At 40.0% G+C, this 1,140-nt stretch carries 3 protein-coding genes; all 3 read right to left on the bottom strand.

Annotated features, from left to right (window positions below):
- Nucleotides 1-327 (bottom strand): adenine nucleotide alpha-hydrolase family protein (locus PX484_RS09650; RefSeq protein WP_502882718.1); only part of this gene is annotated, 327 nt, incomplete at its 3' end.
- A gap of 215 nt (nucleotides 328-542) precedes the next feature.
- Nucleotides 543-767 (bottom strand): type II toxin-antitoxin system RelE family toxin, encoded by a 225-nt coding sequence (locus PX484_RS09645; RefSeq protein ID WP_353845702.1) that lies wholly within the window; start codon nucleotides 765-767, stop codon nucleotides 543-545.
- A 192-nt stretch (nucleotides 768-959) separates the two neighbouring features.
- A partial coding sequence (locus PX484_RS09640; RefSeq protein ID WP_288103638.1) for a hypothetical protein occupies nucleotides 960-1,140 on the bottom strand: 181 nt, incomplete at its 5' end.

Raw genomic sequence — 1,140 nt, 5'->3', positions numbered from 1 at the left:
TTTAAGGGTGTCGTGTAGCTCACTTTTGCAGAAATAACAGCGATTAACGGGATTACTGGTGTAATTGGGGTTATTCATTTCCTCGGTTTCCACCAATTCATGCCGAATACCGATATAATCGGCCTGAGCGATCGCTTCTTCCAATTCTTCCGGCAGTAGGGAGGGGGAAACCGCCGTAATTGCCAATGCTTGACTCCCTAGCAAATCATAGGCCACTTTTGCCACTAGGGTGCTATCCACGCCCCCAGAATAGGCAATCAGCGCTTTTTCGCTGGTTTTTAAGAGGTTTTGTAATTGTCCGAGTTTATCGAGTAATTGACTGTCCATGGCGGCGATTTTAGCAACTGGTTTAGGGAGACCGTTTTTTATTATATGCCGTGCCGTAATTAATCAGGGCTACCGCTCGATTTATGCTGCCATAATTTTGTCAATAATTGGGCTATTTTTGGCAATTTTTACTAGAAAATAATCTCGCTATTCTAAGGATAGGCGTTTAAAATGGGTATTAGCTTATTGCTGATCCCAATTATTTTAGTAAGTATTTAGTCATAAACTTCACTTCTATGACCTACTCTAATAATAATAATTATCCTACTCTCTCGATCAAATTCATAAATAACCCGATAATCTCCTACTCTTAATTTGTAAAACCCTGACCATTCTCTCGTAAGAGGAAGGGGGGTTATCTGTTCAAAGTTGATGGCTAACCATTTAATTTTATTAAGAATCCTCAGTCTGATAAGTAGGTAGGTATTAAAAACTTTCAGATCCCCCCGCCTATCGGCACCCCCCTTATCAAGGGGGGATCCCCCCGCCTATCGGCACCCCCCTTATCAAGGGGGGCAGGGGGGATCGAACCTAAAATCCATTTTTAATTTAATTATAACCAGCTACTTAAAATCTGTGATCAAATCTAAATCAGTTATCGACTCTGGTTCAAAAGTAACAGAATAGCTCATTTAAGGTTCTATCCCATATCTTTTATCCACCTCAGCTGCGGGAATAGTCGCTCTTCCTTGTAGTCTTTTTTGTTGGATTTCTAATAACTTTTCTTTAAAAGATTCTTTAACTTGTTTTCCCTCATCCGGATCACCAAAGTATTCATCTAGAGTATCATCTACTGTATTACGGATTAAACTT

Source organism: Microcystis sp. M49636_WE2 (genome assembly GCF_030065375.1).
Lineage (GTDB): Bacteria > Cyanobacteriota > Cyanobacteriia > Cyanobacteriales > Microcystaceae > Microcystis > Microcystis aeruginosa_C.
The sequence above is the reverse complement of the archived record's forward strand: the minus strand, read 5'-3'. Positions and strand labels throughout refer to the sequence as shown.